This window comes from Bacteroides sp. NSJ-39, from assembly GCF_014287315.1.
Taxonomy (GTDB): Bacteria; Bacteroidota; Bacteroidia; order Bacteroidales; family Bacteroidaceae; genus Bacteroides; species Bacteroides finegoldii.
The window spans coordinates 266619-290993 of record NZ_JACOOB010000004.1; the positions used below are offsets into that span (position 1 = coordinate 266619).

A 24375-nucleotide genomic window follows, 5' to 3' on the forward strand; every position below is an offset into this window, starting at 1 on the left:
CCGACTTTTGGAACATTTTTTCCATTTCCCAATTCAACAACTAAACAAAATATACCCTACATTTGTAGTATATATAAACACCTGTCTGATGAAAAAACAAATACTTTCAACATTGGTTTTATTAACCTGCTTAATATTTCCTTTTTCTTTGCATTCTCAAGAGCAACAACGCAAAAAAGTAGGAGTAGTCCTAAGCGGCGGAGGTGCCAAAGGTATGGCTCATATCAAAGCCTTGAAAGTGATTGAGGAGGCCGGAATTCCTATTGATTATATAGCCGGGACCAGTATGGGAGCCATCGTAGGAGGGCTTTACGCCATAGGCTACACACCTGAGCAGTTGGACAGCATGGTGCGAAAGCAAAATTGGACATTCTTGTTGAGCGACCGGGTAAAACGGAGTTCCATGTCACTAACGGAGCGTGAACGTTCCGAAAGGTTTATTGTTTCCATCCCTTTTACAAAAACACCCAAAGACGCAGCTTCAGGAGGAATCGTAAAAGGGCAGAATCTAGCCAATCTATTCTCGGATTTGACAATGGGGTATCATGACTCCATCAACTTTAATAAACTGCCCATTCCCTTTGCCTGTGTGGCAGCCAATGTAGTGAACGGAGAACCTATTGTATTCCATGACGGAATACTCTCCACCGCCATGCGTGCCAGTATGGCCATTCCCGGGGTATTTACTCCGGTACGGAAAGACAGTATGGTATTAGTGGACGGCGGAATCGTAAACAATTATCCGGCAGATGTAGTGAAAGCTATGGGGGCGGATATTATTATCGGAGTAGATGTGCAGAATGCTTTAAAAAAGGCAGACAAGCTGAACAGTGCACCCGATATTCTGGGACAGATTGTCGACCTTACCTGCCAGTCCAATCATGAGAAAAATGTAGATATCACAGATACCTATATCCGTGTGAATGTGGAAGGATATTCCTCCGCCAGCTTTACTCCGACCGCCATTGACAGTTTGATGCGAAGGGGTGAAGAGGCGGCAAGATCGCAATGGGAATCCCTGCTTGCCTTAAAAAAGAGAATAGGGATACCGGAAGATTATAAGCCCAAGCAGCATGGCCCCTACTCTTCCCTCTCCAATGTGCGCACCATTTACGTCACAGATATTTCTTTCTCCGGAGTAGAGACTGACGACAAAAAATGGTTAATGAAGAAATGTAACTTAAAAGAAAACAGTAACATTACGACGCAGCAAATAGAACAGGCCTTAGACCTGTTACGCGGTAGCCAGTCTTACTCTAGTGCCAGTTATACACTGACAGATACTCCCGAAGGCTACCATCTCAACTTCCTGTTGCAAGAGAAATATGAAAGAAGAATCAATCTGGGTATCCGCTTCGATTCGGAAGAGATTGCCTCTCTGTTACTTAATGCCACTGCAGACCTCAAGACTCATATTCCTTCCCGCCTATCCCTCACCGGACGGTTGGGTAAGCGATATGCCGCACGCATCGACTATACACTCGAACCCATGCAGCAGCGTAATTTCAACTTCTCGTATATGTTCCAATACAACGACATCAACATCTACGAGAAGGGAAACCGCGCCTACAATACAACCTATAAATATCACTTAGCCGAATTCGGCTTCTCTGATGTATGGTACAAAAACTTCCGTTTCGGGCTCGGACTCCGTTTTGAATATTACAAATACAAAGATTTCCTGTTTAAACAACCGGAACTGATTGATTTGAAAGTAGAATCGGAACATTTTCTGAGTTATTTTGCCCAAATACATTACAACACATACGATAAAGGATATTTCCCCGCCAAAGGCAGCGACTTTAAGGCTGCCTATTCCCTCTATACGGATAATATGGCGCAATATAACGAACACGCTCCTTTCTCTGCATTGAGTGCTTCATGGGCAAGTGTTCTTCCGATCACCCGCCGCTTCTCCGTCATTCCTTCCATCTATGGACGTATCCTGATCGGGAGAAACTTTCCCTATCCTCTGCAAAATGCAATCGGAGGTGAAGTTCCCGGCTTCTATATACCTCAGCAATTACCATTTGCCGGAGTCAACAATATAGAACTGATGGATAATGCAATTATGATTGCGTCTTTAAAATTCAGACAACGGATGGGAGCCATCCATTACCTCATCCTGACCGGAAACTACGGACTGACGGACAGTCATTTTTTCAAAATATTAAAAGGCAAGCAATTGTTCGGTATCAGTGCCGGTTATGGAATGGACAGCGTCTTCGGGCCATTGGAAATCTCATTGGGCTACTCCAACCAGGCGGATAAAGCAAGTTGTTTTGTGAATCTAGGGTATTACTTTTAACAGGATGAATCATTCAGAAGTTGTAGCAGGCGCTGTGCCAAAATACGACAATCCGCACGATTGACTTTTCCATTTCCCGTTTGCGGAATACAATCCGCTACCAGAATGTGCTTGGGACGATAATATGGTTCCAATATCGTTTGTATTCCTTTTTCCATCTCTTGTATATCCGGCTGTTCCGCCAGCAATAAAACCACAGCCTGCCCCAAGCGCTTGTCCGGAACAGAGGTAATAACAAACGGTATCGGAATCAACAGGCGAAGTTTTTTTTCTATTTCTTCCGCTTGAATTTTAATTCCCCCGCTATTTATCACATTATCTTTCCGTCCCAAAATAGAAAAACTTCCATCGGGATGGATGCGTGCAATATCATTGGTTTGCAGAATATCAGCGCAAACCAAAGGTGCTTCAATCACTAAAGTATTTTCTGGAGACAAAGACAAATGCACCGAAGAGAAAGGATGATAGTGTTCGGAAGCCGCAGGACCGTTCAGACGGCGAAGAGCGATATGGGATAAAGTTTCAGTCATCCCGTAAGTAGAATAGACAGCTCCCGGAAGAGATTGAATGTCCGCTTCCAGTCCGACATCAACCGCTCCCCCGCCTATTATCAAAATATCCGTTTGCTTCAACCGTTCCTTTTCTTCAAGAACCTGAAGAGTATTATAAACTTGTAGCGGAACCATTGCCGCAAACTTCAACGGTTCGTGTATATCGGACAATGGATGACCGGAAGCAGGACGCACAATCAAATTCAAACCTGCAACTAAAGAGCGCACCACTACCATCATTGCTCCGATATAACGGAGGTTCATACATAACAAGGCCGTATCTCCCGCCTGCAAATTCAGGTATTCACAAGTCAGACGCGCACTCTGCATCATTTGTTCTTTACGTACCATTAATTTTTTCGGCATACCGGTAGACCCGGATGTATGAACCGCAAGTAAAGGGGAATCGTTGAACCACTCCTGTAGAAAAAGGAATAAATCCCATATGGCGGAAGGATAGTTTTCTACTCCCCGCACCATACATCTGCGTATATCATCAGGTGTATATTCCTTTCCTTCCAGCAACAAGCGTTGCTTTTGTCGATTGAATACCATCATCTGTCAAACCACAAACAATCTTTTCTTATTTCAAGCGGCATTTCTACGTTATCAGTAAAAAGCAATCCTGTCCCTAATCCCTGAGGCAACGGATTGTCGAAAGTAGCGCACCATTGTGCAATGGCGTTCAGACCGATATTAGACTCCAAAGCAGAGGTAATCCACCAACCGATACGCTGACGTTCGGCCTCCGCAATCCATTCGTTTCCACCACTTATTCCACCATGCAACGAAGGTTTGAGGATGATATACTGCGGTCGAATGGCAGAAAGCAGTTTCCGTTTCTCTACCAGAGTATTACACCCTATCAACTCTTCATCCAAAGCTATCGGCAAAGGAGACTCGGAGGTAAGACGCGCCATCTCCTCCCATTGTCCGGCACGGATAGGCTGCTCAATGGAATGCAAATCCAATTCAGACAACCGTTTCAGTTTCTCCATAGCGTCAGCCGGAGCAAAAGCCCCATTCGCATCTACACGGAGCTCAATCTCATTGGAAGAAAAGTGCGCACGGATATGACGGAGCAGAGCCAATTCTTCTTCAAAGTTGATCGCACCGATTTTGAGTTTGATACAACGGAAACCTACATTCATTTTCGTTTCTATCTGCGCCAGCATTTTATTGAAGTCACCCATCCAGATAAGGCCGTTAATAGGAATCCCTGTTTCTCCGCGAGAGAAAGCGGTATCCCACAAAGCCCAATCTCCCGTATGATAGTGACGGATGGCGGTTTCAAGTCCGAAAAGGATAGAAGGATACTTACGCAAAGCGCCCACATCCAATCTCCCATTTTGCTTTTCCACTTCCCGACAGGCTGCTCCTAATATATCTTCATAATCGGGAAGATCGTCACAGCTCAGTGCAGGCAGAGGAGCACACTCCCCTATTCCCACCCGACCGGGAAATTCGGAAGAGGTAAAATGGAGATACCACACTTTCCGGGTGGAGTATGTACCTCGCGAAGTTCCTGCCGACTGCTTGAAATGGAGCAATCGGGGAATGATCTTAATCTTGCAATCCATTGAATGTAAATAATATATCAAAGTATCATTTTTAGGGGAACTTCGGATATTGCTTGAAGTTCGGTTTACGCTTTTCCAAAAAGGCATTCTTTCCTTCCTGAGCCTCATCCGTCAGATAATAAAGCAATGTCGCATCTCCCGCCAGTTCCTGAATACCGGCCTGACCGTCCAATTCGGCATTCAGTCCTGCCTTAATCATACGCAAAGCCAACGGACTAAGCAACATCATCTCTTCTGCCCATTGCACATATTCGTCTTCCAATTGTTCCAAAGGAACTACTTTATTGACCAGTCCCATATCCAACGCTTCCTGCGCATTGTATTTCCGGCAGAGGAACCAGATTTCCCTGGCTTTCTTCTGACCTACCACACGTGCCAGATAAGAAGCACCGAATCCGGCATCAAAACTTCCCACACGAGGTCCCGTCTGACCGAAAATAGCATTCTCGGAAGCTATAGACAAATCACATACCACATGAAGCACGTGCCCGCCACCAATCGCAAATCCGTTCACGGCAGCAATCACCGGCTTCGGGATACTGCGTATCTGCTTTTGCACATCCAGTACACTCAAGCGGGGAACCCCGTCTTTTCCGATATATCCGCCACGTCCTTTCACATTCTGGTCACCTCCCGAACAGAAAGCCTTATCACCTGCACCGGTAATAACAATCACATCAATATCCGCTTCCTCGCGACAAATGCGTAGCGCATCACTCATTTCGGCAGTAGTAGTCGGAGTAAACGCATTCCGATAGCGTTCACGGTTAATCGTGATACGGGCAATTCCATTATAATAATCAAAAAGAATATCATCGTATTCTCTGATCGTAGTCCACTCTCTTTGTGTTGACATAACCTATTTTTCTTTTATTTGATAATAATAATTCTTCAACATACGCGCATCCTTGTTTTTGTTGGTAAACACCTCCAACAACACAGGTTGTTCCATCTCTTCGGGCTGAGTAAAAATTTTCATTGCCTCCGCCAGTTCATCCCCATCTTCAACTTTCATATAGAGAAATCCGCGCTCTTCCGCCCAGCCTTTGGCGGAAGTCTTATGAACGGCTGCGATAAACTTATGGGATGTGCCCGACATATCCAATCCCGGCAATGTATGAAAAATCTCTCCTCCGCCATTATTCAACAAAAGGATACGCAGGTTGGGACGAACATTGACATTCCACAAAGCATTCATATCATAGAAGAAACTCAAATCCCCGATAGCGATAAAATTCAGTTTATCGGAAGCTGCCGCATAACCGACCGCTGTAGACAAAGACCCTTCAATACCACTCGTGCCCCTATTACAGCAAACTTCAATAGTTGAAGGTATCGAATAAAGCTGGGCATAACGAACTACCGAACTATTTGCCAAGTGCAATGCGCACGACTCTGGCAAAGCTTTCACCAATGCACCGACAACCGACATTTCGGAATAAGCAAAGTCCGGTTCAGGAATAGTGTTGCAATAATTCTCCCACACACGGGGATATCCGGGCACACGATTATCCAGCAAACTTGCTATCTTCTCCAGAAACTCAAACGGGTCCATTTCAATCACGGTAGTCAACGAACCGTATAAATCGACCACCTCACCATCCGGCGACACATGCCAATGTTCTTTAGGCGGGTGTTGGCGGAGAAATTTCTTCAGTCGTTTGGAAACAATATGCCCCCCATAAGTAATCAGCAATTCGGGAACCATCTGCTCCATCTTATCTTCCGGAACAGCATAAAGAGCCGCATCGAAATTCTTGACCGGAATGCCAGGTATGGTCTGATTGCCTATATGCTCCGTCAACCAGGCAAAATGTCTGTATAACAGTTTGGTATGCCGTTTCTCAAACAAATAAATAAGATTCATCTGCCCGACAATGACCATCCGCTTCTGGTATTTATTCATCCGTTCAACCAGACCGTTATAATCACGGTCATAAACATTCAATCCCTGATAACGGGTGATAACACGCACTTCCGGCAATTTGTCCACTGTAAACTGAAACAGCGGTTCGGAAACAGGCACATTGATATGTACCGGTCCTTTCCCATGATGATGTGTCTCCAATAAAGCCTCATTAACCAGACGATTACAATACCATTCGTCTTCCTCTGTATGAATCTCGGGAAGATTCACGGACTTCTTGACCAACGTCCGGAATACATCAGGCTGCGGCAAAGTCTGTCCGTCCATCTGCCCGATCCAGGCAGCGGGACGATCCGCAGAAATGACAACCAAAGGAACATTCTGATAAAAAGCTTCCGCAACAGCCGGGTGAAGATTCAGCAACGCCGTGCCGGAAGTACAGCAGATTGCAGCAGGTTTGCCACCATTCAACGTAAGCCCGATAGCAAAATAACCCGCACTCCGTTCATCAGTCATCGCATAACAGGTAAAGCCCGGATGATTGGACAAAGTATGCACAATAGGCGCGTTACGGCTACCGGGACACAACACAACCTTAGTAATGCCGTGCGCCTCAAGCAACGCAACCAGTTGGAGTATGTTTTTCTTGTCTGTATACATGATGATTAGTGATTAGCTTGTTAATGATTAGTGATTAGCGATAATGGAGGTGGAAGTAATCAGACGTTTCATTGTCTGCAACTTTTTTTCCGTTTCCAGCCATTCATCATTCAGCTCCGAAGAGGGCAATAGTCCGCCACCGGCATAAAGAGTCAGTCGTTCATCCTCGATATGCATACAGCGTAAGTTCACATATAAATCAGTCCTTCCATTCGGATCCAGCCATCCGATAAAACCGGAATAATAACGACGGTCATACCCTTCGTTTTCCAATATAAAGCGATAGGCCTCTTCCTTTGGCAAACCACACACCGCAGGCGTCGGATGCAACACTTTCAGGAGATCTCCCAAACCATTATTATCTCTCAAAGAGAAATGAAAATCTGTTTTCAAATGTGACAAAGCTCCAGCGTATGCAGGATAAGGTCCGCTTTCAGTAGAATGGATGCCCAAAGAAAGAAGCCGACTACGGATATAAGCAGTTACGTAATCCTGCTCTTTCCTGTTTTTTTCATCCCATACTTGCGGCAATTTGCCATCCTGCAAAGGCTGTGTTCCGGCCAGTGCAACCGTATTCCATTCATCTTTCTCACCCGATAAAATAATTTCGGGAGTACTTCCCAACCAAATGCCGGTCTGGGGAGTGTAACATAGGTATATATATGAATGAATATAACGTTTGCAGGCCGCACGAAATACGAATGAAAGAGAAAAGTCCGCCCCCTTATCCATCGTAATACACCGGGAAAGTACCAACTTGTCAAAAGTCCCGTCATGTAAGGCATTGATAAATGCTTGAAAACAGTCGGCATACTCCTTCGTGTAAGAGGTCTGAAAAATTTCTTGCTCTTGTATTTGCAAAGAAGCCTCATATTCTTCCTCCGTATCATCGTCAAGAGAAAGGGATTGCCCCCAGCCATCAGATTGTATCAGTACAACCGGACACATCTCACTCACCCGAAAGGGAGCGATAACAAATCCTTTCTGTCCGTTCAACTCTTGCAAATCGTATATCAAACGGATCTCCTCCGCCTGTGTCAACAGACGGGGAAGTTTCTCTCCGGGAATACGGTATACCACAAAAGGTCGCTTTTTCCGAATAAGCGCATCAATAACTGTCAGATTACTTATTTCTTCGTCAATCATCTTTTTTTCATAACACTGTTGACTACCCGTACGGAAGACACCAGTTTGTTTGTTGAAGTAAAGACATCCACATTCCATACATGAGATGAGCGTCCTTTGTGTACAATGGTTCCCACTGCCCGCACGGTATCTCCTTCGTGGGCGGAAGATATATGATTTCCGCTGACCTGCATTCCCACTACTATTTCATCAGGCTGGCAAAGAATCATAGAACCCAGTCCTGCAACCGTTTCAGCCAATGCAAGCGTAGCACCGCCATGTAGAATGCCGAAAGGCTGGCGAGTACGGTGATCGACAGGCATTGTCGCCTCTACTCTGTCCTCAGACGCATACGTATATTGGATACCCAGATTTCCCATCAATGCGTGACGCGCCTGCGCATTCAGTTGGTCTAACGGAATTTCCGCCGCACGGACTTCGGCTATGATTGCTTTTTCAACGGCAAGGGCTACCCCGTCTTCTTCATTCGACGCTGTCACATAATCGGCACACGCTTTCACCGAGTCTTGAGAATGCCCCATAGCTATTCCCAACCCCGCTAACTGAATCATAGTCACGTCGCATACACCGTCACCAATAGCAATGACCTCATCACGTGTCAGGTTCAACGCTTCCAACAAAGCTCCCAAAGTATTCGCCTTGTCGATAGCACACGGAACGACCTCAAGGAAATAGGGTTCGGAACGGAAAACATCCAATGCTCCGTTCAGCCGTCTTTTCCAATGATCTTCCAAACCGACAAGTGCTTCTTCATCATCACTGACAAGCATACATTTGCAAGGAGCAAAGTCAATGGCTGAGGAGAATTCCTCTTCCTTTATCACCCGCAAATTATTCAATTCGGCTTCATCCCGGATATGTTTATTCCCGGGAGAATCGGTTATAATGGTATCATCGTGGTACGTGAACAGCGCAAATCCATTCTTACGGGCTTTCTTTTCCAGATAAGGCAGCATTTCCGGATTTATGCGACGTTCAAACAGAATCTCTCCGTTCTGTGCATTGATAATCTGACAACCATTATAGGAAAGGATAAAACCTCCGTAATTTCCAAGTTCAAGAGATTTTGCCAACGGCAGCAAACCATAGGTCGGCCTGCCGGAAGCCAAAACAATACGTACTCCCATCTGTTGAATCTTCAACAAAGCGGCCAGCGTACGTTTACTAATTTCTTTCGCATCATTCAGTAGTGTTCCGTCTACATCCAAGACCAATAATTTATACTTCATGGCTACACGATTTTGATTTAGATTACAAAGGTAGGAAATTGAGTGAACGACAGAAAGCGTAAGCAGATAAAAATTACTTTAATTTCACTCTTTCAAACGCATTTCCAGATAATCGCGGAGTATTCGGGCATGATTATATACAGGTTCTTTAGAAGCGTAAACAAGTGTTACTACCGGATACGGTTTGATAAGGGCCAGAAAATCGGTCGCTGCCTGAGAAGCATCCAGTTCTTTCTGATACAGTACGACGAAGTCATTCCAGTGTCCCGGTATATCATCGTGAAAACATTTGCGCAAAGCGGCGGATGGAGTGATATCTTTTGCCCAATAATCATATCTTAACCATTCCTTTTTTATTCCGCGCGGCCATAATTTGTCAACCAATACCCTATATCCGTCTGCCTCCGAAAAGTCTTCGTATACTCGCTTTATCCTAACCTGTATCATGATTATTTATATTGATTACTTATTAGAATAAACCGATAAGGCTGGAAATTGTTTAACCATACAAGAACATTGTACGACCTAATTCTTAAAGAGATTCTTGCGCTTTCTTAAACTCGTACGGAGTCATGCCCGTCTTTTTCTTGAAAAGATTATATAATATCGGGGTACTGTTGAATCCGACTTCATCAGCTATGGCACGTATCGTATAATTAGGATGCAGTTTTAATAATTTAATTGCATAATCTATACGCAAATCATTGATATATCCATTAAAATTAGTACCGGTACATTCTTTTATCATTCGGGCAAAACGTGCGTTATTCAAATGTACGAGTTGTGCCAAATCTTCTCTCGACAATTCTGAAGAAAGATATAACTGGTCTTGAACAACAATACGATTCAGTTCAATAAATATTTTTTTATTCTCTTCTTCTTCCCCACTCGCTTTGCCGGTTCCATCAGATATCTCCTCTTGGTCGTCAAACAAAATACTTTCATCTTCTATATCTTGTGAGATCATAAGCTGTTCATCAATATCCAATGACTGACTGTCTTTCTTCCTGGCCAATCTCTCGTTTATAAACTTAGCAAGGATTTTATTCTTATATCTGATAATATGGTTGAAACGCCACATACGCCATAATACAAACAAAGTCAACAGCGTAATACACGTCAAAAAGGTCAATGTTATGTTTCTGACTTTTAATTGGAATGCTTGTTTGGCTATATAGTCCTCTTTTTCAGAAGTATCATACATCGTATTCAACTCTAATGCCGCATTCTCTTTATCCCTGTTATTAATACTATCCGTTATAGCTATAATAGCTCCTTGCAAAATTGCCGCTTCCTTATAGTTTCCCATCCCCATATGGGCTTGCACTTCCCTTTCAAGCACATTCATATATTGCGCATTGATAGTATCTTGCTGCTTCCTCATCAGTTCTTTAAACTCCTGACTGTTGTCAATCACCTGCTTGTAATGCTTGGAAGCCAGCAAATAAGGAATTGAATACATTTTTCCATCAGGTGTACGAGAGTATTCAGTCGATTGATACATCGCAAAGTACTTTTCAGCCTGCTCATATTTCTTTTCCATATAGCAATTATATGCCCATTTAGAGTACAGATAACCATATTGCATATCAACCAATCCTTTCGGAACATCAGGTAAAGTTTCCAATTTTTTTATCTGCTTTTCACGTTCCAAAGCCATAACAGATGCATCCTCATACAAAGAGTCAGTCATTAAATAACTCATTTTCCCTCCATAGAAAGAAGAGAGCATTCCTATCTCTTTTACGCCTTTTCTCCCTTTCAACAAATCGATAGCAGAATCAAAATAATCATACGCTTTATCTTTAAATGACAACATACGGTTATTCTCTCCAATGCAGTATAGCAACCGGGCTTCGGACACGCGGTCCTCCAACCTTTTTGATTGGGCAATCCCGTCAAGCGCATAATTCATACTCTCGTTATATTTACTCATCAAGAAAGATAATTCCGCCAAATAAACAGTCATTTTCAATAAGTGTTCAGGGTCCTTTTGATATACGGAATCAAGCACATAAGATTTTCTTGCATATACATAAGCAAGCTTATTCATAAACAAATTACGATATGACAAGCTACGTAACTCGTCTATAACTCGTAAAGGCATAGACTTTTTATTCTCCGCTACATCTAAAAGTTTCAAAGCACATTTCGGCTTCTCAATATAAATACTTCTTATATATTCAGTAGTTATAGAATCTGCATTTGTGGCCTCATCAGCCATTAAAATTTGGTTATGCACAAATAAAAGAATACATATACATACACCAAGTCGTATATACCTCATAGCGTTTACCATCATTTTATCCGTCAAAGGTAATTCTTATTATTAAAAAGTCAAGAAAATATTTTGTTTCACAAGGTAAAAATAAGAAACATTAGCATTTTATTATTCAAGCAATGCAAACAACGCTTACATATGTGTATCATTTTGTTTCAGTTACATCTTAATTAAAAAAACTATTGGAAGTATCTACCCGCTTTTACCCGGCAAGTCTGGCTTATCTCTTGAACAAACGTGACTCTAACGCCTATATTTTTCATTTATCATTAAAATGATAAGATATTATCACTATTGTGATAAGTAAGTATCATAAATATGATAAGTACAATACATCAAGAGAAAATCTAGCTGCTTTTTGGAACATAATATTGCTATGTATACTTGCTGAAGGAGCCTCCCTTCACCCGCTAACATCCATGAATAGGAGATAGCAGTGAAAAGGTGAAGGCTATTTTAATAAAACGGTATAGACACTATTTAAGAGCATATACGGAAATCGATGTTAAATAATAACAATAGCCAATTCTAATCCAGAATCAAATTAAGAAAAAGAATTACTTCAAACAATTGTTATCTATAAAATACTTGTATAAAAGAAAGAATAAATATGAATAGGAGATAATGGTTTCATCCGTATCGGGAACACCGCTTCTGCAACGTACAGAAACCGAAAGGATCATCAACAATGCCAATATGGTGTATATAAATCTTGTTTACAACTTCTCATTCGGAAAGTCCAAGTCAGACGTGAAACTGAAGATGCAGAATAAAGATAAAGATTCAGGAATACTGAATAGATACTAATTTACTCTTCAAAAAATATCCAATATAGTCCATAAAGATTTCATAAGATGTAGATTTCTATGGACTTTATCGTTATATAAATCTTAATTTATACAAAAACACCCAACTTTACATTATTGGGGTGTAAAGCTAGGTGTTTATTTTGCAATTCGCTGATTTTCAGCGTTTATTGCGGAGAGACAGGGATTCGAACCCCGGGAAGTGTTACCTTCAACGGTTTTCAAGACCGCCGCAATCGACCACTCTGCCACCTCTCCAAAACTTCTTTATCAGAAGTGCTTTCCGTTGAAAGCGGTGCAAAGGTACGAATCATTTTTAAATCTGCAAACATTCTGATATTTTTTTCGCGAATAAATCGTATTTTTGCAGTCCATTAGCAAGATAGAAATATGATATATCCTCAAAATTTTGAGCAAAAGATAGGATTCGACCAGATAAGACAGCTACTAAAGGATAGATGTCTCAGCACTTTAGGCGAGGAACGAGTCTCTGATATGGTCTTTTCCGACCAATACGAAGAAGTAGAAGAAAAATTAAATCAAGTAACTGAATTTATCCGCATCATTCAAGAAGAAGACGGATTTCCCGATCAGTTCTTCTTTGATGTCCGTCCTTCATTGAAACGAGTACGGATAGAAGGCATGTATCTGGACGAACAAGAACTGTTTGACTTACGCCGTTCATTGGAAACGATCCGCGATATCGTACGCTTCCTACATCGGAATGAAGAGGAAGAAGAAAGCGATACCCCTTACCCCAGCCTGAAACGATTAGCCGGAGATATAGCCGTATTTCCGCAATTGATCGGAAAAATAGACGGTATTCTCAATAAATACGGTAAAATCAAAGACAACGCTTCAACCGAATTAGCACGCATACGTCGTGAACTCTCCAGCACAATGGGAAGCATCTCACGATCTTTGAACAGTATCTTGCGTAGCGCACAATCCGAAGGATACGTAGATAAGGATGTAACTCCAACTATGCGCGACGGCCGTCTGGTCATCCCTGTAGCTCCGGGACTGAAACGGAAAATCAAAGGAATCGTACACGATGAATCCGCTAGTGGAAAGACTGTATTTATAGAACCCGCAGAAGTAGTAGAAGCCAATAATCGTATCCGTGAACTTGAAGGAGACGAACGACGGGAAATCATTCGTATTCTTACTGAGTTCTCCAATACCCTTCGCCCGTCTATTCCGGAAATCTTACAGTCGTATGAATTTCTGGCAGAAGTCGATTTTATCCGCGCAAAAAGTTATTTTGCAATACAGACGAACTGTTTGAAACCAGCTATAGAAAATGAGCAACTATTGGATTGGACAATGGCTGTTCATCCCCTGTTACAGCTATCATTAGCCAAACATGGGAAAAAAGTCGTGCCCCTGGATATCGAGCTTAACCAAAAACAACGCATCCTTATTATATCCGGTCCGAATGCCGGTGGTAAATCCGTCTGTCTGAAAACGGTAGGATTACTGCAATATATGCTTCAATGCGGAATGTTGATCCCGCTGCACGAACGCAGTCATGCAGGTATATTCAGCAGTATTTTTATCGACATCGGTGACGAGCAGTCCATTGAAGATGATCTTAGTACCTACTCTTCACATCTGACCAATATGAAAATCATGATGAAAAACTGCAATGAACGCAGCCTCATCTTGATTGATGAATTCGGAGGGGGTACGGAACCCCAGATAGGAGGCGCCATCGCCGAAGCCGTATTAAAACGTTTCAACCGGAAACAAACTTTCGGAGTGATCACCACTCACTATCAAAACCTGAAGCATTTCGCTGAAGACCATGAAGGAGTAGTAAATGGAGCCATGCTTTACGACCGTCATCTCATGCAGGCACTATTCCAATTGCAGATTGGCAATCCCGGAAGTTCGTTTGCCGTAGAAATCGCACGAAAAATCGGATTACCCGAAGATGTCATTGCAGACGCTTCGGAAATTGTGGGAAGCGAATACATCAACGCTGATAAATACTTGCAAGACATTGTCCGCGACAAACGTTATTGGGAGGGTAAACGTCAAACCATCCGACAACGGGAGAAACAGATGGAAGAAACCATTGCCCGTTACCAGACGGAGATGGAAGAGCTGCAAAAGTCAAGAAAAGAGATTATCAAACAGGCAAAGGAAGAAGCGGAACGAATACTGCAAGAATCAAATGCCCGTATTGAAAATACTATCCGCACCATCAAAGAAGCACAGGCCGAAAAAGAAAAGACCCGTCTGGCACGTCAAGAACTGACTGACTTCCGCACTTCTTTGGACGCATTAGCCTCCAAAGAACAAGAAGAAAAACTGGCACGGAAAATGGAAAAGTTGAAAGAAAAGCAGGAACGGAAGAAAAATAAAAAGAACGAACCGAAAACTGCCAATGCCTCAACAATCATTGTTCCCAAAGTGGCTCCCATTGGTATTGGCGAGAATGTAAAAATCAAAGGACAGACAAGTGTTGGGCAAGTCATGGAAATAAACGGCAAAAATGCAATTGTCGCTTTCGGAAGTATCAAAACGACTGTAAAGATAGACCGTCTCGAACGCAGCAATGCTCCTCAAAAGACGGAAGGGATTGCCAAGAGTACATTTGTCAGCAGCCAGACACATGATCAGATGTACGAAAAGAAACTCAGTTTCAAACAAGATATCGATGTGCGGGGTATGCGTGGCGATGAAGCACTGCAAGCAGTCACCTACTTTATCGACGATGCTATATTGGTAGGCATGGACCGCGTGCGCATTCTTCACGGAACAGGTACGGGAATACTCCGTACGCTTATCCGCCAATACCTCTCTACCGTACCGGGGGTCAGCCATTATGCTGACGAACACGTACAATTCGGGGGTGCCGGAATCACTGTAGTTGATTTTGACTAACCTATAAATAAAAACGTCTAAATACGAGAACAAAGCATGAAGAATAACCTATTAAGCGAAAAGCTGATTTATACCGGAGACAGTCTCACTCCTACCCATTTGCACCTATGCACGTATAGTACGACAGAAATACAGGAGTCGTCCGGTAATACCTTCCAATCAATCAAAGATACATTGGACAATACGCACATCAATTGGCTGCAAGTACACGGGATGAAAGATACGGAAACCATCCGTGAGATTTGCAGTCATTTCGAAATAGACTTCCTTGTATTACAGGATATTCTAAATGCAAACCACCCCACCAAAATCGAAGAGCATGATAAATATATTGTCCTGATCTTGAAATTATTCTATCCCAATACACATAAGGGAGAGGACGAGTTGGACGAACTGCTCCAACAACAAGTATGCATTATTCTCGGAAGTAATTATGTACTTACCTTCCTCGAAAAAGAAACCGACTTCTTCGACGATGTCAATACAGCCTTGCGCAATGACGTTCTGAAAATACGCAGCCGCCAAACAGACTATTTGTTCAGTGTGCTGCTGAATAGTGTAATGGGAAATTATATTTCAACCATCTCTTCTATCGATGACGCTCTCGAAGATCTGGAAGAAGAACTGCTCACCATCACCGAAGGATATGATATAGGCATTCAAATCCAGGCACTCCGCCGCCAATATATGCTGATGAAGAAAGCAATACTTCCGCTAAAAGAACAATATGTAAAACTGTTACGTGCGGAAAACCTGCTTATCCATAAAGTCAACCGTGCTTTCTTCAACGATGTGAACGATCATCTCCAGTTTGTACTGCAAACCATCGAAATCTGCCGGGAAACGCTTTCTTCATTGGTAGACCTTTATATTTCCAACAATGACCTGCGCATGAACAACATTATGAAACGCCTGACTATCGTATCCACTATCTTTATTCCCCTAACTTTTCTGGCCGGGGTATGGGGAATGAATTATAAATGGATGCCGGAGCTGGATTGGCGATATGGTTATTTATTTGCCTGGTTAGTGATGGGAATTATCGGTATTATCGTATATTTGTTCTTCAAAAAGAAAAACTGGTATTAACGAAAATATATCATCAGTCATGAAATCAATTAAAGAGTTATATAGAATAGGTACAGGTCCTTCCAGCAGCCACACTATGGGACCGCGTAAAGCCGCAGAAATGTTTCTGGAACGCCATCCGGACGCAGTTTCTTTTAAAGTAACCCTTTATGGCAGCCTAGCCGCTACGGGGAAAGGGCACATGACAGATGTGGCCATTATAGACACCCTGCAGGCGGTTGCTCCTGTAGAAATCGTGTGGCAACCCAAAGTTTTCCTACCGTTCCATCCGAATGGAATGACATTTGCTGCTTTCGACACCAGTAACAAAGTACTCGAAAATTGGACAGTTTATAGTATCGGTGGCGGTGCACTGGCAGAAAACAACGATAGCCCGACTATCGAAAGCCCGGAAGTATATGGGATGAACAACATGACCGAGATTCTGCAATGGTGTGAACGTACAGGAAAAAGTTATTGGGAATACGTAAAAGAATGTGAGAACGAAGATATCTGGGATTATTTGGCAGAGGTATGGACTACAATGAAAGACGCCATTCATCGTGGCCTGGAAGCGGAAGGCGTGCTGCCAGGACCGTTAAATCTCAGACGAAAAGCTTCTACCTATTATATACGTGCCACCGGATACAAGCAATCTCTCCAATCCAGAGGGCTTGTTTTTTCATACGCATTGGCAGTAAGTGAAGAAAATGCTTCCGGTGGCAAGATTGTAACTGCACCTACCTGTGGTTCCTGCGGTGTAATGCCTGCAGTACTTTATCACCTTCAGAAAAGCCGTGATTTCAGTGATATGCGCATTTTACGCGCATTGGCAACAGCAGGGCTTATCGGTAATATCGTCAAATTCAATGCATCCATCTCCGGTGCGGAGGTCGGTTGTCAAGGAGAGGTAGGCGTTGCCTGTGCTATGGCTTCAGCCGCTGCCAACCAACTATTCGGAGGTAGCCCCGCACAAATTGAATATGCAGCAGAAATGGGATTGGAACACCACTTGGGAATGACTTGCGACCCGGTATGCGGATTAGTACAAATTCCCTGTATCGAGCGAAACGCTTATGCCGCAGCACGTGCGCTGGACGCTAACCTCTATTCTGCTTTTACAGACGGTATGCACCGCGTTTCTTTCGATAAGGTTGTACAAGTGATGAAACAAACTGGTCATGACCTTCCCTCCCTCTATAAAGAAACAAGCGAAGGAGGATTGGCTAAAGACTACCAACAGATGTAACAATTCACCTACTCAGTCGGCGGCCAATTGGTATCATCTCCATTACTAATATTTTTTTCATGGAGCAATCCGCCTTCCTGTGAAAAATAAAGTGAATAGCGCTGGCTACCCTGTTTTACTTGAATGACAGAGGTAGTCGGGTTCAAAGGATAAGTCAAAACATACACATCCGTCACTACCCATGTGTTATAGTTAGAATCCATAAAGGCAGTATAAACAGCCGGTACCAACTGATTAACATTATCCAATTCATTCTCCGTCATCACCCAATTGGCATTCACATCAAACCAGACTTCCAGTTCATCACCGGTCACCCAACAATCAGCTACATAATAAACACCTTTCACTTCCCATTCTATATTCTGCGCACCCGGATACAATTGTTTCAAAGCTACCTCAATATTAGCAGGAGGAACAAAAGTATCATTATCATCATCATCACCACATGCGCTGAAAGAAAAGACAGAGGTTATCAAAACCACTGCCCATAAGCCAAACTTAAATTTCCACATAACAATCTTCCGGTTTAGGTTTATCTACATATAACTACTCAATCATCCGCTTTCAAAAATTTGCCCTTCTTGTCAAACTTGAAAGATATTCCAGTAGACAATTCGATTTCGTACCCCTTACGGTCACGTTCTACTTTCGTCACACCTTCACTCACAAAATTATGAGTCTTCAGATAATTGGCAGCAAATCCCGGAACAACAGTTGCAGGAACAGTCTTTCCTTTCTTAGCGCTAATTTCCTCCCAATTCCCCCTACTGTCAAAATCGATCTCCGTACCGTCCATTAATAAGACTTCATACTTAGTAGACTCCATCAGATCCTTATCAATCTTAATCTGAACAACCTCAGGCTTTGTGAAATGACGATTGATAAAATTCCGCGCAGGAAGCGGCAATTGGTTGATGTCTTTAGTTATCACATCAGCTGCAAACGAGAACTGCACGGCCACTATAGCCAATACAAGTAAAGATAAAATCTTCTTCATAATCGTTATCCTTTTAGCATTAATATTACACTTTGTTTTTATAATGCAAATAACGATATAGAACCTAAAAAGATTCTGGAATATTATGAGTTTGCCAATCTTTAACTTTCTCTAACAGCAGCTTGTTATCCGGAGTTACTTTTCCGAATAACCTGCCAAATTGTAACACACCGGTTTGGTGCTGTTACCTACCCTATAAATACCAAATTTAAAATAGTAGCCATCTTTGTCGTTACGTCCAATCAGAATCTGCTCATTGTCTACAAGGTGTTTACTAACCTTTTTACCTTTATCCTGATAATCCATCTGTACATCAAGCATACCCGGCTTTACAATTGTCTCAGCCTCTTTCCCGTAGACAGTCCAATCAATATGGATACGGAATGTAATCCAACAATCTTTCGGGAAATCGGCAAAAGGCATTTTGTAAGCGATAGTCGATGACTTGTATTCAGAAGTCACCGGTTTCATGACAGGTGTTTTTTCTACATTTGCATTGCAACGGTCATCTTTGTCGGTCAGCCATCTACGGTCAGAGTTTGCTTTGATATAAAACCATCCTCCGGAGAATCCGAATGCCAATGGAGGATAGCCCCCTTGTTCAACCAACCATCCATTAGCTTTTCCGGCTGTATATACAGGATTGCCATATTTATCTTTTACGGGGTTACCTTGCTTGTCCAACTTGGCCTTTTTCTCGTGGCCCACATTTTTCTTAAAAATGGTAGTCTTTTCCAATTCTATAAATTCATCGACTGTCAATGTCTTCACTTCTCCTTGCGGAGTCTGAACCAATGTACGGTCCGGCATTCCATGCCATTGAGCAAAAATAGTGGAAACATCACTGCCCAATGTAGAAGGGATGTATACCGAAAACTCATAATCACGTGAAGAGCCTTGCGGGCAAGCTCCTTTTCCGTGATGATACACGGTTTTCATAATTTGCGCTTTCTTATAGGTATCGGCAGGTTTCCCTTTAAAATCATCGGATGTTGCATAACAGTATGAGAACTCCGCACGTCCCTTGGTCTCGCCTTTGGCATATCCCGACAGTGTATTATCGTCTTCTTTCAGTTCAAAACGATAAGAAGGCTTTCCGTTAAACATACGAGTAAAGTCCCTCTGAATGGCATGGGACTTTTTAGATCCGACTGCTACCCAGCAACCGTCTATAATCTGATTAACACGTGCCGAATCTGCCTGTACGTTTACCCGTTCAGTCAGCGGAATCAATGTTTGCGTATTCTTTGTTTGAGCGTTCAGTGCCGTACAGCTTACTGCTACCACGCAGATAGCCAAAATGTATTTCTTCATTCTATGGTTGGTATTAAGTTTTTAACGGTGCAAAAATACAAAAGGCAACCATATAGGTCGCCTTCCGTTTGTCTCAAATGTTTTCACATTTGTGCAATTCCATTGTCGATATCTATCCCAAGAGCTAATTAGACGGGATATCATCATATTCTTCTTCAAGCATATCCACTTTCTTTATATTCATTTTCCCGTCTGAAGTGATTGTTATAGAGAACGGCATATACAAATCTGTCTGCGGATAACAGACACTTGCGGCATACACTATCCCTTGCGAAGTAGTCTTATCATATACGATTCCTTCCAGAATAGAGTTCGACAGGAATTTCGCGTCTACCACAGAAGAGAAATCATTCTTGGTAAACGTCTTATCAAAAACTTTCTCGTTTCCGCGCATCAGACGCAGTACGATCTTATTGTCTACATAAGTATCTCCCATTTCATTCTTGATATGAGGCAAACTTTCGTCCGGAGTACGTGAAACAATGGAATGGTAATCTTTTCCTTTAAATTTAAAGTCCGTTTCGCTTTTGGAAGTCTGCATACGTTGCAATCCGTGAGCATCCACACTATCCATTGTCGCTAATACCGACTCTTTGTCTGAAGCTCCTTTTTTGCCGCCACAGGCAACCACAACCACCATTAATGGCAACAAAAGCAAATAAATTAGTATTCTCATATATAAGCTTTCCGTTTATAAATAGGTAACAAAGGAACAAAAAGAAGCGGATATTTACAAGTGTAACCGACATTTTTTCCTACATTTGCAACGTAAAACTTGCAAACCTGATATCATGTACCTACGAATTAAATTGATACTTCTACTCATTTGCATATTCTGCATCCATCGTGATGTGTATGGGCAAAAAGTGAATTATCAGCAGTTCGAAAACATTTATCTCGGTACGGAAGCTTCAGTTATCAGCTGCTTTTTGCAAGACAGCGAAGGGATGATATGGATAGGTTCCAATAAAGGTTTATTCAGTTACGACGGCTATTCCACCCAACAACATTTCACTTATGGAGAACTGACGAACACATGTATCTATTGCGGCATTATCATTGACAATACATATCTGTATCTGGGGACGGATAATGGAATACTTGTTTACAACTACCGTACAGACAGATATGAACAGCCAGAGGTAGATTTTCCTACCGATGTCCGTACAATGGCGCTCCGTGACCGAATCTTATGGATAGGTTCTCTGAACGGGCTCTATACCTATCAATTAGAAAACCGGAAATTAACCCGTTTCGACAGTAAGCATAGTGGTTTATCCCATAATACAATCTATTCGATTATCCACACGAAAGAGAAGCAGACCTATGTGGGTACTTACAATGGTTTATGTCGTTATATAGCGGAAAGTGGAAAGTTTGAAGATATTTTTCTACCTGTCACTCATGGGATAAGTAATTTATTCGTCAACTCTTTATTGGAAGATACCGTCCGACAGTGTATTTGGATCGGTATGGAAGGATATCTTCTCCAATATACTCCCGAAACAGAAAAAATGGTTGCAATCGAAGTTTTCCACAATAATTCCATCAAATCATTGGCATTGGATGGAAACGGAAACTTATTAGCCGGTACAGATAACGGACTTTACGTGTACCAAAACAATGAGGAACCTTTGCAACATATCATCCACGATTCACGTAATATCCAGTCGCTGACAAACAACATCATTTGGAATATCTTTTCCGACCAGGAACATAATATCTGGCTGGGAACTGATTATGGTATCTCCTTGTCGCGTTATAACAGTGCCTTGCAATTCGTACCAATCTCTCAAATAACGGGTACAGGAGACGGAAATCAATTCTACTCGTTATTCCGGGATTCCAAAGGGATGTATTGGTTTGGCGGCACAAACGGATTACTCCGTTTTATCCATCCTACCGGAAACAGACATGAGGCTGTCTGGTACAGGATGGGAGATAAAGCACACCCTTTATCACACAATCGTATCCGCCATATCTATGAAGATAAAGAGCAGCAATTATGGATAGCTACAGATGGCAGTATCAACCGTTATGACTATACGACACAAGAATTTGTACACTATAACATTATCGACAGCACAGGAACCTACAATACAAATTGGGCTTATTACATCTTCGAAGACGATTCCGGAAACCTATGGATCGCCACCTGTTTAGGCGGAATCTTTGTAGTAGACAAGCATAAATTAATGCAATCTAAAGTCGGACAATACGTAGCCGAATACAATTACTCTATTCACAATGGACTGTCGGGTATGTTTATCAATCAGATTATGCCCGATAAGGAAGGTAATGTATGGGTACTGCTATACAACAGTAAAGGGCTGGATAAAATCAATCCACGCACAAAGCAGGTCACCAAACTATTTTCCGATGAGTTGAGCGGAGAAAAAAGCCCGAATTATCTACTATGTGATGCGGAAGGTATGCTTTGGGTAGGATTTCACGGGGGAGTAATGCGTATCAACCCTAAAGACTCCAGTCGGCAAAGCATTTCTTTCGGGAACTTTAATAATAACGAGATTTTGTCCATGACATCGGTCAAAGACCATATATGGGTTTCTACCACGAACGGGCTTTGGATTATCAACCGGGAAACGATGGATGCGCGTCAGCAGAATATGACGGATAAGCGTTTTACCAGTCTGCTGTTCGATTCGAAAGACGGAAATGTTTATTTGGGAGGCGCTGACGGTTTTGCCATATCCTGCCCGGAAATACAAGCCATGAATCGTCCCGAACGTCCCATTCTCCTGACAGCTTTGTACATTAACAATCAATTGATGGACCCACGCATAGCGAATATTCCCAATATACGTTACACCAATGCCATTGAACTGAAGTACAATCAGAATAATTTGGCTTTTGAGCTGTCCGACCTCCCCTACTCTCTCGAAGAAAAGAATAAATTCGTTTACCGGCTCGGAGGTATGGACAAAGAATGGAATTTTCTGCCATCCAATACGAACCGTATTACTTATAGCAATTTGAGTTATGGGGATTATCAATTATCTATCAGCAAAGTAGAAAAAAACGGAGTTCCTTCGGAACATCCTTATATATTGGACATAAAGATCCTGCCGCCCTGGTATTATACGCTTTGGGCAAAAATAATCTATTGCCTTTTACTTCTAAGCCTGGTCGCTTGGACTATCAATTTCTTCCGGGTTAAAAACCGATTGAAGATGGAACGCCTGGAGAAGGAGAAGATTTTGGAACAGTCACGTCAGAAAATGGCATTCTTTACAAACCTATCCAATGAACTGAAAACACCACTTAGCCGGATTATAGCTCCTGTCAGCCAGTTGTTGCCTGCCACAGAGACTGAACATGAGAAACAAACGTTAGAAGAAGTACAGCGCAACGCCATGAAGATAAATTCGTTGATTCATCAGGTACTCAATTTCAATCGGATAGAGGGTAATGCGGATTCATTACTCATTCTGTCGCGTATCGAACTGGTATCTTTCAGCCGTAGCCTGTTCTCCGTTTACGAAGAGAATTCCCGGCTCACTTTTCATTTTGAAGCGAACAAAGCCAAAATTTATGCGGATATGGATGCAATCAAATTGGGTGTGATACTGGACAATCTGCTCTCAAATGCCGTAAAATATACTCCTGACAGCGGAAGCGTGCGGTGTTCCCTTTTTTATTCGCAGGAAACCGGACAACTGGACATTTGTGTATCGGACACCGGAACCGGAATTCCGCAACAAGACATTCCATATATCTTCCAACGTTTTTATCAATCCCCCCGTTCGGGAAATAAGGAAGGTACAGGTATCGGGCTTTACTTGGTGAAGACCTATACGGAACTGCACGGCGGACATATCAACGGAGTTACCTCCAAAGAGAATCAAGGTACAAGCATAGGACTAAGTATTCCCATTACCGCCATTGAAGAAGAAGGAATTACCCCTAGTCATCAAACCAAAAAATCGCTGGAGTCATTGCCTGTGCTCAAACCCATCGAAGCTGAATCACAAGATGAGAAGTTCTTGTCAAATATCATCCGCCTGATTGAGGACCATCTTTCCGATGCAGACCTGAACGTGAATGCCCTATGCGAATTGTCCGGCTTCAGCAACAAACAGATCTACCGGAAGATTAAACAACTGACCGGAATGTCTCCTGTGGAATATATCAAATCGATCAGAATGAAAAAGGCGGCAATGTTACTGCAACAAAAGAAATTCACCATTGCCGAAGTAATGTATATGGTAGGTTTTTCCAATCACTCTTATTTCTCCAAATGTTTCCAATCGGAATTCGGAAAAACACCCCGTCAATACTTAAATGAAGAGCTGTAGGGGCATTCTAAAGCATTTCGTCCTATTTTTATCCTTATATGTCCAATCTGTGCTTTCACCTGATTTACCAATAATTTACCTTTGTCACTATCAATGAACCGATAAATTTGA

The 24375-nt window shown here is 42.4% G+C and carries 18 protein-coding genes and 1 tRNA gene; 6 read left to right on the forward strand and 13 right to left on the reverse strand.

The window, feature by feature from the left end; translation table 11 throughout:
• Positions 1-88 precede the first annotated feature (88 nt).
• Complete coding sequence (locus tag H8S63_RS06885) at positions 89-2308, forward strand: patatin-like phospholipase family protein (protein ID WP_186926276.1); 2220 nt, start codon at positions 89-91, stop codon at positions 2306-2308.
• On the opposite strand, the gene H8S63_RS06890 is transcribed toward H8S63_RS06885, so the two are convergent.
• The 8 genes from H8S63_RS06890 to H8S63_RS06925 form a co-directional block, all read right to left on the reverse strand.
• A complete protein-coding gene (locus tag H8S63_RS06890) occupies positions 2305-3414 on the reverse strand; it encodes an AMP-binding protein (RefSeq protein ID WP_186926328.1) in 1110 nt (369 codons plus the stop codon). The two genes, H8S63_RS06885 and H8S63_RS06890, sit on opposite strands and share 4 nt — an antisense overlap.
• The gene (locus H8S63_RS06895) at positions 3414-4439 is read right to left on the reverse strand and encodes an o-succinylbenzoate synthase (protein WP_186926278.1); all 1026 of its coding nucleotides are present in this window, start codon (positions 4437-4439) and stop codon (positions 3414-3416) included. Before H8S63_RS06895 ends, H8S63_RS06890 begins: the two co-directional genes overlap by 1 nt.
• 31 nt (positions 4440-4470) lie before the next feature.
• The gene (gene menB / locus H8S63_RS06900; protein ID WP_004310001.1) at positions 4471-5295 is read right to left on the reverse strand and encodes a 1,4-dihydroxy-2-naphthoyl-CoA synthase; all 825 of its coding nucleotides are present in this window, start codon (positions 5293-5295) and stop codon (positions 4471-4473) included.
• Positions 5296-5298: 3 nt separating this feature from the next.
• Entirely contained in the window at positions 5299-6966 is a 1668-nt protein-coding gene (gene menD, locus H8S63_RS06905; protein ID WP_007757440.1) for a 2-succinyl-5-enolpyruvyl-6-hydroxy-3-cyclohexene-1-carboxylic-acid synthase, read from the reverse strand.
• A 27-nt stretch (positions 6967-6993) separates the two neighbouring features.
• Positions 6994-8112 (reverse strand): isochorismate synthase, encoded by a 1119-nt coding sequence (locus H8S63_RS06910; protein WP_186926280.1) that lies wholly within the window; start codon positions 8110-8112, stop codon positions 6994-6996.
• On the reverse strand, positions 8109-9341 hold the full coding sequence (locus H8S63_RS06915; RefSeq protein WP_186926282.1) for a Cof-type HAD-IIB family hydrolase: 1233 nt from the start codon (positions 9339-9341) through the stop codon (positions 8109-8111). Before H8S63_RS06915 ends, H8S63_RS06910 begins: the two co-directional genes overlap by 4 nt.
• An 84-nt stretch (positions 9342-9425) precedes the next feature.
• The gene (locus H8S63_RS06920; RefSeq protein ID WP_186926284.1) at positions 9426-9788 is read right to left on the reverse strand and encodes a DUF488 domain-containing protein; all 363 of its coding nucleotides are present in this window, start codon (positions 9786-9788) and stop codon (positions 9426-9428) included.
• Between the two features lie 85 nt (positions 9789-9873).
• Positions 9874-11628, reverse strand: coding sequence for an AraC family transcriptional regulator (locus tag H8S63_RS06925; RefSeq protein ID WP_186926286.1), 1755 nt, complete (start codon positions 11626-11628; stop codon positions 9874-9876).
• A gap of 618 nt (positions 11629-12246) precedes the next feature.
• Between H8S63_RS06925 and H8S63_RS06930 the strand changes: the two genes are divergently transcribed.
• Positions 12247-12429 carry a hypothetical protein gene (locus H8S63_RS06930; protein WP_255467633.1) on the forward strand — a complete coding sequence of 61 codons (183 nt, stop codon included), beginning with the start codon at positions 12247-12249 and terminating at the stop codon, positions 12427-12429.
• Between the two features lie 172 nt (positions 12430-12601).
• On the opposite strand, the gene H8S63_RS06935 is transcribed toward H8S63_RS06930, so the two are convergent.
• A tRNA-Ser gene (locus H8S63_RS06935) sits at positions 12602-12686 on the reverse strand.
• A 132-nt stretch (positions 12687-12818) separates the two neighbouring features.
• Between H8S63_RS06935 and H8S63_RS06940 the strand changes: the two genes are divergently transcribed.
• From H8S63_RS06940 to H8S63_RS06950, 3 genes are read left to right on the forward strand one after another with little or no spacing between them, the layout of a single operon-like run.
• A complete protein-coding gene (locus H8S63_RS06940; RefSeq protein ID WP_186926288.1) occupies positions 12819-15320 on the forward strand; it encodes an endonuclease MutS2 in 2502 nt (833 codons plus the stop codon).
• 36 nt (positions 15321-15356) lie between these two features.
• Positions 15357-16409: a magnesium/cobalt transporter CorA gene (gene corA / locus H8S63_RS06945; RefSeq protein ID WP_022275164.1), complete on the forward strand. Its 1053-nt coding sequence runs from the start codon at positions 15357-15359 to the stop codon at positions 16407-16409.
• 19 nt (positions 16410-16428) lie between these two features.
• The gene (locus tag H8S63_RS06950) at positions 16429-17637 is read left to right on the forward strand and encodes an L-serine ammonia-lyase (protein WP_186926290.1); all 1209 of its coding nucleotides are present in this window, start codon (positions 16429-16431) and stop codon (positions 17635-17637) included.
• An 8-nt stretch (positions 17638-17645) separates the two neighbouring features.
• On the opposite strand, the gene H8S63_RS06955 is transcribed toward H8S63_RS06950, so the two are convergent.
• The 4 genes from H8S63_RS06955 to H8S63_RS06970 all read right to left on the reverse strand — a co-directional run bounded on the left by H8S63_RS06955 (position 17646) and on the right by H8S63_RS06970 (position 20624).
• The gene (locus tag H8S63_RS06955) at positions 17646-18149 is read right to left on the reverse strand and encodes a PepSY-like domain-containing protein (protein WP_186926292.1); all 504 of its coding nucleotides are present in this window, start codon (positions 18147-18149) and stop codon (positions 17646-17648) included.
• 38 nt (positions 18150-18187) lie between these two features.
• On the reverse strand, positions 18188-18634 hold the full coding sequence (locus H8S63_RS06960) for a PepSY-like domain-containing protein (protein ID WP_186926294.1): 447 nt from the start codon (positions 18632-18634) through the stop codon (positions 18188-18190).
• Positions 18635-18769: 135 nt separating this feature from the next.
• Positions 18770-19948: a heparin lyase I family protein gene (locus H8S63_RS06965; protein WP_186926296.1), complete on the reverse strand. Its 1179-nt coding sequence runs from the start codon at positions 19946-19948 to the stop codon at positions 18770-18772.
• A gap of 124 nt (positions 19949-20072) precedes the next feature.
• The gene (locus H8S63_RS06970) at positions 20073-20624 is read right to left on the reverse strand and encodes a DUF4738 domain-containing protein (RefSeq protein ID WP_186926298.1); all 552 of its coding nucleotides are present in this window, start codon (positions 20622-20624) and stop codon (positions 20073-20075) included.
• Positions 20625-20739: 115 nt separating this feature from the next.
• Between H8S63_RS06970 and H8S63_RS06975 the strand changes: the two genes are divergently transcribed.
• The gene (locus H8S63_RS06975; RefSeq protein ID WP_186926300.1) at positions 20740-24264 is read left to right on the forward strand and encodes a two-component regulator propeller domain-containing protein; all 3525 of its coding nucleotides are present in this window, start codon (positions 20740-20742) and stop codon (positions 24262-24264) included.
• The last annotated feature ends 111 nt before the right edge of the window (positions 24265-24375 follow it).

Excerpts from the sequence above, each read along its gene's own strand:
- H8S63_RS06925 (WP_186926286.1), bottom strand. The coding sequence starts at position 11,628 with ATGAGGTATATACGACTTGGTGTATGTATATGTATTCTTTTATTTGTG.
- H8S63_RS06955 (WP_186926292.1), bottom strand. The coding sequence starts at position 18,149 with ATGTGGAAATTTAAGTTTGGCTTATGGGCAGTGGTTTTGATAACCTCT.
- H8S63_RS06920 (WP_186926284.1), bottom strand. The coding sequence starts at position 9,788 with ATGATACAGGTTAGGATAAAGCGAGTATACGAAGACTTTTCGGAGGCA.
- H8S63_RS06970 (WP_186926298.1), bottom strand. The coding sequence starts at position 20,624 with ATGAGAATACTAATTTATTTGCTTTTGTTGCCATTAATGGTGGTTGTG.
- H8S63_RS06895 (WP_186926278.1), bottom strand. The coding sequence starts at position 4,439 with ATGGATTGCAAGATTAAGATCATTCCCCGATTGCTCCATTTCAAGCAG.
- H8S63_RS06890 (WP_186926328.1), bottom strand. The coding sequence starts at position 3,414 with ATGGTATTCAATCGACAAAAGCAACGCTTGTTGCTGGAAGGAAAGGAA.
- H8S63_RS06965 (WP_186926296.1), bottom strand. The coding sequence starts at position 19,948 with ATGAAGAAATACATTTTGGCTATCTGCGTGGTAGCAGTAAGCTGTACG.
- H8S63_RS06910 (WP_186926280.1), bottom strand. The coding sequence starts at position 8,112 with ATGATTGACGAAGAAATAAGTAATCTGACAGTTATTGATGCGCTTATT.
- menB (WP_004310001.1), bottom strand. The coding sequence starts at position 5,295 with ATGTCAACACAAAGAGAGTGGACTACGATCAGAGAATACGATGATATT.
- corA (WP_022275164.1), top strand. The coding sequence starts at position 15,357 with ATGAAGAATAACCTATTAAGCGAAAAGCTGATTTATACCGGAGACAGT.
- H8S63_RS06975 (WP_186926300.1), top strand. The coding sequence starts at position 20,740 with ATGTACCTACGAATTAAATTGATACTTCTACTCATTTGCATATTCTGC.
- H8S63_RS06940 (WP_186926288.1), top strand. The coding sequence starts at position 12,819 with ATGATATATCCTCAAAATTTTGAGCAAAAGATAGGATTCGACCAGATA.
- H8S63_RS06915 (WP_186926282.1), bottom strand. The coding sequence starts at position 9,341 with ATGAAGTATAAATTATTGGTCTTGGATGTAGACGGAACACTACTGAAT.
- H8S63_RS06950 (WP_186926290.1), top strand. The coding sequence starts at position 16,429 with ATGAAATCAATTAAAGAGTTATATAGAATAGGTACAGGTCCTTCCAGC.
- menD (WP_007757440.1), bottom strand. The coding sequence starts at position 6,966 with ATGTATACAGACAAGAAAAACATACTCCAACTGGTTGCGTTGCTTGAG.
- H8S63_RS06960 (WP_186926294.1), bottom strand. The coding sequence starts at position 18,634 with ATGAAGAAGATTTTATCTTTACTTGTATTGGCTATAGTGGCCGTGCAG.
- H8S63_RS06930 (WP_255467633.1), top strand. The coding sequence starts at position 12,247 with ATGGTTTCATCCGTATCGGGAACACCGCTTCTGCAACGTACAGAAACC.
- H8S63_RS06885 (WP_186926276.1), top strand. The coding sequence starts at position 89 with ATGAAAAAACAAATACTTTCAACATTGGTTTTATTAACCTGCTTAATA.